This is a genomic window from Geminicoccus sp. (assembly GCF_036263595.1).
Lineage (GTDB): Bacteria > Pseudomonadota > Alphaproteobacteria > Geminicoccales > Geminicoccaceae > Geminicoccus.
In genome coordinates this window covers 1-8,122 of record NZ_DATAGQ010000146.1, presented here as the reverse complement: position 1 = coordinate 8,122, position 8,122 = coordinate 1, and the positions used below count along the sequence as shown (strand labels likewise).

Annotated in this window: 8 protein-coding genes and 1 pseudogene; 4 read left to right on the top strand and 5 right to left on the bottom strand. The window is 68.1% G+C overall.

Features of this window, described 5'->3' with window-relative positions:
- Positions 1-266: pseudogene (locus VHL31_RS15045) on the bottom strand (hypothetical protein); the annotation flags it as partial.
- 7 nt (positions 267-273) lie between these two features.
- Entirely contained in the window at positions 274-1,107 is an 834-nt protein-coding gene (locus tag VHL31_RS15040) for a transporter substrate-binding domain-containing protein (RefSeq protein ID WP_329662040.1), read from the bottom strand.
- Positions 1,108-1,220: 113 nt separating this feature from the next.
- On the opposite strand from VHL31_RS15040, the gene VHL31_RS15035 reads away from it, so the two are divergent.
- The 4 genes from VHL31_RS15035 to VHL31_RS15020 all read left to right on the top strand — a co-directional run bounded on the left by VHL31_RS15035 (position 1,221) and on the right by VHL31_RS15020 (position 4,908).
- A complete protein-coding gene (locus VHL31_RS15035) occupies positions 1,221-2,117 on the top strand; it encodes a dihydrodipicolinate synthase family protein (protein WP_329662039.1) in 897 nt (298 codons plus the stop codon).
- Entirely contained in the window at positions 2,114-2,959 is an 846-nt protein-coding gene (locus VHL31_RS15030; RefSeq protein ID WP_329662038.1) for a choline/ethanolamine kinase family protein, read from the top strand. Before VHL31_RS15035 ends, VHL31_RS15030 begins: the two co-directional genes overlap by 4 nt.
- Before the next feature lie 135 nt (positions 2,960-3,094).
- Entirely contained in the window at positions 3,095-4,033 is a 939-nt protein-coding gene (locus VHL31_RS15025; protein WP_329662037.1) for a methylenetetrahydrofolate reductase, read from the top strand.
- A 41-nt stretch (positions 4,034-4,074) separates the two neighbouring features.
- Entirely contained in the window at positions 4,075-4,908 is an 834-nt protein-coding gene (locus tag VHL31_RS15020; RefSeq protein ID WP_329662036.1) for a class I SAM-dependent methyltransferase, read from the top strand.
- 67 nt (positions 4,909-4,975) lie between these two features.
- Here VHL31_RS15020 and gatB read toward each other — a convergent pair whose 3' ends face one another.
- The 3 genes from gatB to gatC form a co-directional block, all read right to left on the bottom strand.
- A complete protein-coding gene (gene gatB / locus VHL31_RS15015) occupies positions 4,976-6,427 on the bottom strand; it encodes an Asp-tRNA(Asn)/Glu-tRNA(Gln) amidotransferase subunit GatB (RefSeq protein ID WP_329662035.1) in 1,452 nt (483 codons plus the stop codon).
- Positions 6,424-7,902 carry an Asp-tRNA(Asn)/Glu-tRNA(Gln) amidotransferase subunit GatA gene (gene gatA, locus VHL31_RS15010; RefSeq protein ID WP_414653742.1) on the bottom strand — a complete coding sequence of 493 codons (1,479 nt, stop codon included), beginning with the start codon at positions 7,900-7,902 and terminating at the stop codon, positions 6,424-6,426. Before gatA ends, gatB begins: the two co-directional genes overlap by 4 nt.
- Before the next feature lie 2 nt (positions 7,903-7,904).
- On the bottom strand, positions 7,905-8,122 hold a 218-nt coding region (gatC, locus tag VHL31_RS15005), incomplete at its 5' end, for an Asp-tRNA(Asn)/Glu-tRNA(Gln) amidotransferase subunit GatC (RefSeq protein WP_329662033.1).

Below are 8,122 nucleotides of genomic sequence, written 5' to 3'. Positions count from 1 at the left end.
CCGAAGCTCCAGAAGAACAGGGCGAACAGGGCGACCAGCTCCAGCCAGGCGGCGAGCACCTGCAGCTCGAACGGCAACTTGGCCAGGGCCAGCACGTTGCAGACGATCAGCCCGGCCACGATGCCGGCGCCGATCATCCGCGCCATGAAGGGCGGGAAGTTCAGGAGGTAGCCGACCGACCAGGGAAAGGAGAGGGCGAGCAGGAAGACGACCAGACCCAGGAGCGTCAGCCGCGACGTCCGGTTCTCCAGCAGGTCCAGGATCACCGGCCCCTCAGTTGGTCAGGTCGGCACCGTAATACTGCTCGGACAGTCGTGCGAGCGTGCCGTCCGCCTTCATCTCGCCGACGATCCGCGTGATCTCGGCTCCGAACTCGGGGTCGCCCTTGTCGATCGCGATTGCCAGCGGCTCCTTGAACAGGGGCTCGCCGATCACCTTCAGCGGATAGCCGCGCTTGATCGCGTCCAGGATGGTCGGCAGCGCCGTGAGCGCCCCATCGAGGCGGGTGCCGTCGCCCAGCCGCAGGTCGTCCAGCGCCAGGAGATCGGTCTCGTAGGTCCGGACCACCGCGCCGTCGATCAGGTACTCGAACGGCGGCGCCTCGGCCACGTCGATGGTCAGGTTCCTGTTCAGGTAGCTTTCATAGGTGGTGGCCTGGCCGACGCCGATCTGCTTGCCGCCGGCATCCTCGACCTTGGCGATCGTGGTGTTGTCCTTGTGGACCACCAGCGCTGCCGGCGTGAAGTAGTACACGGCCGGGAAGTCCAGCACCTCCGCCCGCTCCTTGGTGGGCGTCATGCTGCCGACCGACATGTCCCAGCGGCCAGCCCAGCGTCCTACAGTGATCACGTCCCAGCCCGGCGTGACGAACTGGATCTCCACGCCCAGGCGCTTGGCGATCTCGCGGCCGACATCGATGTCGAAGCCCACGAACTCGTTGGTGGCCGCATCGAGCGAGGACTGCGGCGGATATTCTGGATCGGTGCTCATCTTGAGCACCCCTTCCGCCTTGATCCGGTCCAGCGTCTCGCCCGCCCGTGCACCTGTCACGCCGAGCATCAGCAGCAGGGCGGCCGTGACGATCGTTGTGCGACGCGACGTCTGCATCCTGAGTTCCCCCGAACGTTCCCCGCCAGCAGGATGGCCGGGCCCGTCCGCTACGGCAAGCGTGGCGCGCCCGGCACCGCGGATGCTATGGCGGCGGGACAGGGAGGAACGAGATGGATGCACCAGGTTTCGCCGGGATCTGGCCAATCGTCTATGCCTTCTTCGATGGCCGCGACCGGCTCGACCACCAGGCCCTGCTCCGCCAGGTGGAGGCCTGCATCACGGCGGGGGCCGACGGCCTGGCGGCGCTTGGCCTCGCCACCGAGGTGACGAAGCTGAAGGACAGCGAGCGGCGCCAGCTGATGCGCTGGCTAATCGAGGCGGTGCGCGGCCGGGTGCCGGTGGCGATCACGGTGTTCGGCGCCACCGAGGCCGACCAGATCGACTTCGCCTGCGAGGCGGCCGATGCCGGGGTATCGTGGGTCATCCTCCAGCCGCCGCCACGACGGCCGCTGTCCGAGGACGAGCTCGGCTCCTTCTTCGGCAAGGTCATCGACGCGTGCCCGGTCCCGGCCGCGATCCAGAATGCGCCGGACTATATCGGAGTCGGGCTGTCTGACCAGGCGATCCGCCGGCTGAAGGACCGCCATCCGAACTTCCTCCTGCTCAAGGGCGAGGGATCGGCCGTCGCGATCCGGCGGACCATTGACGAGCTCAAGGGCGAGGTGGCCGTGTTCAACGGCCGTGGCGGGCTGGAACTGCCGGACATCCTGCGCGCGGGCTGCGCCGGCATGATCCCCGCGCCGGAACTGGTCGACATCCATGTCGGGATCTGGCGGGCGGCGCAGAACGGCGACTGGGAGGAGGCCGACCGGCTCTATGCGACGGTGCTGCCGCTGATCGTGTTCGTCATGCAGTCGATCCCGCACCTGGTCACCTACGGCAAGCGGGCGGCGGCCCGGCGGCTGGGCCTGGGAGAGGTGCACGACCGTGGCCCGGGCGACCTGCCGACACCGTTCGGGCTGTCGCTTCTGGACAGGCTGACCAGCGGACTGCCGCCGCTCCTGTGACGCCGGGCGTTCTCGCGCGGATCCCGGCACTGGCGGCGCTGGACCCAGGCGACATCCTGGCGCGCCCGATGAACGGCCATACCAACGTCATGTTCGCGCTGGACACGCCCGTCGGTGGCTTTGCCCTGCGGCTGCCTCGGCCGGGTGCCGCGGACCGGATCGACCGGTCCGACGAGCAGCAGGTGCTGCAGGCGGTAGCCAACCTGGGCATCACGCCGCCGCCGCTCTTCTTCGACGCGCAGGACGGCACCATGCTGACGCGGATGGAGCCAGGGCGGCATGTCCGCGACCGCCACTCGCTCCGGTCGGATGCCGATGCCGCCACAGCCCTTGGAGCATGGCTGCGCAAGCTGCACGACGCTCCTCTCAGGCTGCCCTGGACCTTTTGTGCCGCCGAGGTCATGGCGGTCCATCAGGAGCCCATCGGCGACCCGGCCATGCGCCGGCGGCTGATGGATCTGGCCCATCGGCTGGACGGCAGTGTGGAGCGGCGGGTGCCCTGCCACGACGACGTTCATCCGGGCAACATCCTGTGGCAGGGATCCCGGCCCTGGCTGATCGACTGGGAGTACGCCGGGATGAACGATCCGGCCTTCGACTTGGCGACGGCCAGGATCGAGCTGGATCTCGATGGACCGGCCTTCGATGCGCTGCTGCAGGGCTGGGGCCGCGATGACGCATCCTGGCGAGCGCGGATCGAGGACCAGGTGACGCTGGCGCACGGGATCGCGGGCGGGTGGTACCTGATCCAGGGCCGAGCCCTGGCCGATCCGGTGAAGGTGGCGCTGGGCGAGCAGCGCCTGCAGGCCTGCCGGCAGCGCCTTCGCGGGCTTTCTTCCTGAGCCATCCATCCCTGGGTGCGACATGTCGCATCCACGAAAGCCCGGCGGCCGGCCTGAGGCAGCAACGATGCGCTGAAATGCCCATATACTGTCCTGTCGGGATGGACCCGGCGCTGGCAGTTGGGGCACCCGTCGATGGCGGTAGCGTTTCGTGATCTGTTCGGGCGTCGGGATGCCGCACGGCATCAGGGCATCGCCGCCCAGGTAACTAGCCTGATGCAGGGCTGGTCGATCGAGATCACGGCCAAGCAGGCCGCCAAGCTGGAGCGGATCCCGCTGCCGCGCGGGACACGCGTCAACATCGCCTTCCTGCCGGACGAGCAGCCGTCCGCCATCGAGCAGACCGCCGCCCGGCTGGTCTACGAGCGCATGGTGCCGGTCCCCCACGTGCCGGCGCGCACCCTCCCGTCGCACGAGGCGCTGGACAGCTACCTGCGCGGGCTGGCTGCCGTGGGCGTGCGCGAGGCGCTGGTGATCGGCGGCGGTGCCGCGACCCAGCAGGGTCCGTTCGCCTCCTCCATGGACGTGCTGCGCACCGGCCTGTTCCAGGAACTCGGCTTCACGCGGATCGCGGTGGCGGGCCACCCCGAGGGCAGCCCGGACATCGACGCGCACGGGCTTGCCGGTGCCCTGGCCGACAAGAATGCCTGGGCGATCGAAACGGGCATGAACGTCGAGATCATGACCCAGTTCTGCTTCGACGCCGCCCAGGTGGTGAAGTGGGAAGAGGCCATCCGCCTTGCCGGTAACCGGCTGCCGATCCGGATCGGCCTGCCGGGCCCGGCCTCGATCAAGAGCCTGCTGCGCTATGCCCAGATGTGCGGCGTCGGCAACTCGCTGTCCTTCCTCAGCAAGCGGGCGGGCAATGTGCTGCAGCTGGTGACGGCGGCGGAGCCGGACGGCTTCATCGTCGACATGAGCAAGGCGGTCGGCAGCGACGGCGACAACCTCGTCGCAGGGCTGCACTTCTATCCATTCGGCGGGTTCGAGAAGACCGCGCACTACGCTGCGGCGGTGGCCGAGGGGCGGTTCCAGGTCGAGAGCGACGGCCAGGGCTTCACCGTCACCGCCTAAAGGCGATAGACTCGGCCCCTGATCCATGGGGAGGCCGAGCCTTGGCCGAAGACGCCTTCCAGACCTTCGAGCGCACCGTCCACGACCGGCTGGCGCCCACCTACCGCGACCTGTTCGAGCCGGTGACTGCCCTGGCGGTCGAAGCCCTGATGGGTGCCGCCGGCGTGCGTGCGGGTGCGCGCCATGGCGACCTCTGCGCCGGCAGCGGGGTCGTCGCCCTGGGCGCAGTGGAGCGTGGCGCACAGGTCGACGCCTTCGACCTCAGCCCGGCCATGGTCGGAATCATCCGGACGAGGTCATCTTCCATCCGCGCCGAGGCGGCCTCGGTGGAGCAGCTTCCTGTCGAGGACGGCACCTTCGACACGCTGACCATGGGCTTCGGGATCGGCCACCTGCCCGAGCCGGAAGCGGCGGTGGCCGAGGCCAGGCGGGTCCTGAAGGAGGGCGGCCGCATCGCCCTGTCCTGGTGGGGCGAAAAGGACGACAACCGGGTCAACGGCCTGTTCGTCGACGTCATTACCGAACTCGGCCTGGCCGCACCACCCGACCGCCTGCCGCCGGGGCCACCGATCTTCCGCTTCTCCGAACCGAAGGCGCTGGTGAAGCTCTTGGAGGATGCGGGGTTCACCGACATCTGCCTGGAAACGCTGCGCACCCATCACAGCGTTCCCGATGCGGACCACTGGTGGCGCATCGGGCAGGGCGCCTTTGCACGGGTGTCCGCCATCCTGGCAGCGCAGAGCGACGAGGTCCGCGCCCAGGCCAGGCAAGTGTTCACCGAGCGCGCCGATGCCTATCGCTGGGCCGATGGCATCGCCATTCCGATCATGATCCACGTGGTGAGCGGGAGCAAGCCGGAAGCTGCTGCCTCCTAGGCCGGGCCGCTTGATGATCGACGGACGTGCTGGTGGGCGGGCGCACGGTCGGCACCCGCCCAAAAGCTCAGATCCCCAGCTTCTTCGCCACGATCTCGTTGACCACGCCCGGGTTGGCCTTGCCGCCGGTGGCCTTCATCACCTGACCGGTGAACCAGCCTGCGACCTTCGGGTTCTTCTGGACCGTGGCGACTTGGCCCGGGTTGTCGGCGATCAGCTTGTCGACGATGGCCTCGATGGCGCTCGTGTCGGTGACCTGCTTCATGCCGCGCTCTTCCACGATCCTGTCCGGCGCCTGGCCGGTCTCGAACATGATCGCGAACACGTCCTTGGCGAGGCGTCCGGACAGGGTGCCGTCCTTGATCAGCGCCAGGAGCTTGCCGAGGTTGGCGGCACTGATCGGGCTGTCGGCGATCCCCTTGCCGGCCTTGTTCAGCTGGCCGAACAGCTCGGTGATGATCCAGTTGGCGGCCTGCTTCGGGTCGCCGTGCCTGCAGGCTTCCTCGTAGAAGGCGGATGTCTCGCGCTCGGCGACGAGCACGCCGGCGTCATAGGCGGAGAGGCCGTATGCCGACATGAAGCGCGCCCGCTTCTCGTCGGGCAACTCCGGCAGGCTTTCCCGGATCTTCTCGACGAAGCCCTCGGGCAGCACGATCGGCAGCAGGTCGGGATCGGGGAAATAGCGGTAGTCGTGCGCCTCTTCCTTCGAGCGCATCGAGCGGGTCTCGCCCTTCACGGAATCGAACAGGCGGGTCTCCTGTTCGATGGTGCCGCCGCTTTCCAGGATGTCGACCTGACGGCGCGCCTCGTACTCGATGGCACGGGCCACGAAGCGCATGGAGTTGACGTTCTTGATCTCGCAGCGTGTCCCGAACGGCTCCCCTGCCTTGCGCACGGACACGTTGGCATCGCAGCGAAGCGAGCCTTCCTCCATGTTGCCGTCGCAGGTCCCGAGATAGCGCAGGATCGAGCGCAGCTTGCGCATGTAGAGGACGGCTTCCTCGGGATCGCGGATGTCCGGCTCGCTCACGATCTCCATGAGCGCCACGCCCGAGCGGTTCAGGTCGATCAGCGTGGTGTCCAGGCCCTGGTCGTGGATCGACTTGCCAGCGTCCTGCTCCAGATGGAGACGAGTGATGCCGATCGGGCGCTGGCTGCCGTCGGGCATGTCCAGGATCAGCGTGCCCTTGCCCACGATCGGGTGCTGGTACTGGCTGATCTGGTAGCCCTGCGGCAGGTCCGGGTAGAAATAGTTCTTCCGCTCGAACACCGAGACCTTGTTGATCTCGGCCTTTAGGCCCAGGCCCGTGCGTACTGCCTGCTCGATGCAGTAGGCGTTCACGACCGGCAGCATGCCGGGCATGCCGGCATCGACCGGGCTCACCTGGGTGTTCGGCTCGGCGCCATAGGCGGTAGCCGCTCCGCTGAACAGCTTGGCCTTGCTGGTGACCTGCGCGTGCACCTCGAGACCGACCACGATCTCCCAGGTGCCGGTGTTGCCTTCGATGGTCCAGCTCATGCGCGAGCCTCGATCCCGTAAGGAAGCGTCTTGAAGTCGGCGGCCTCTTCCAGGGCCGCACCGATCTGGAGCACGGTCGCCTCGTCCCAGGGCTTGCCCATGACCTGCAGGCCCAGCGGCAGGCCGCCGCTGGAAAGGCCGGAAGGCACGCTCATGCCGGGCAGGCCGGTCAGGTTCGCCGTCACCGTGAACACGTCGTTCAGGTACATGGCGACCGGGTCGTCCGGCTCCTCGGCGATGCGGAAGGCCGGCGTCGGCGTGGTGGGGGCCAGGACGGCGTCGACCTGCTCGAACACCTTGGTGAAGTCGTCCACCAGGATGCGGCGGAGCTTTTGCGCCTTCACGTAGTAGGCGTCGTAATAGCCGGCCGAGAGGACGTAGGTGCCGATCATGATGCGGCGCTTGGCCTCGTCGCCGAAGCCGGCGCCGCGGGACCTCTCATAGGTCTCGGTCAGGTTGCGGCCCTCGACGCGCAGGCCGTAGCGCATGCCGTCATAGCGGGCGAGGTTGGAGGACACCTCGGCGGGCGCGATGATGTAGTAGGTCGCCAGCGCATACTTGCTGTGCGGCAGCGAGACCTCCTTCACCTCCGCACCCTGCGCACGCAGCCAGTCCGCACCCTGCTGCCAGAGCCGGTCGATCTCAGGCGAGAGGCCCTCGGCGCGATATTCCTTCGGGATGCCGATCCTGAGGCCCTTCAGCGACTTGCCGATCCCTGCCTGGAAGTCCGGCACCGGCAGGTCGGCCGAGGTGCTGTCGTTCGGGTCGTAGCCGGCCATCGCCTGGAGCATGACGGCACAGTCCCGCACGTTCCTGGCAAACGCACCGGCCTGATCGAGTGACGAGGCGTAGGCGATGATGCCGAAGCGCGAGCAGCGGCCATAGGTCGGCTTGATGCCGGCAATGCCGGTGAACGCGGCAGGCTGGCGGATCGAGCCGCCCGTGTCCGTTCCGGTCGCGGCCAAGCACATCCGGGCCGCCACCGCCGCGGCCGAGCCGCCGGAGCTGCCACCAGGGACCAGCGGCTTCTCGTCGCCAGGCTTCGTCCAGGGGCTGATCACCGGGCCGAACGCGCTGTTCAGGTTGGCCGAGCCCATGCCGAACTGGTCGAGGCTGGTCTTGCCCAGGCACACTGCACCGGCCTGCCAGAGCTTGCTCGTGACCGTGCTCTCGTAGGGCGGCACGAACTGCTGGAGGATGGCGGAGCCTGCCGTGGTACGGATGCCGTTGGTGCAGAACAGGTCCTTCACCGCGATCGGGATGCCTTCCAGGGCGCCGGCCTCGCCCCTGGCGATCCGCTCGTCAGAGGCTCTGGCCATGGCAAGCGCCTGCTCGGGCGTCTCGGTGATGAAAGCGTTCAGCGCCCGGTGGCATTCCATCTGGGCGATGAAGGCCTCGGCCAGCTCGACCGCGCTGTACTCCTTGGCGGCGAGGCTCCTGCTGGCCTCGGCCAGCGTCAGCCGGTTGAGATCCACGCTCATTCGACCACCTTCGGCACCACGAAATAGCCATCCTGCTTGGCCGGCGCATTGGCCAGCACGTCATCACGCCGGTTGCCGTCGGTCACCTCGTCGGCACGCCAGTCGCGCAGGATCGGCATGACGGAACGCAGCGGCTCGACCTGGTCGGTATTCACCTCGCCCAGCTGCTCGACCCAGCCGAGGATGCCGGACAGTTCGGCCGCCAGAAGCTCCT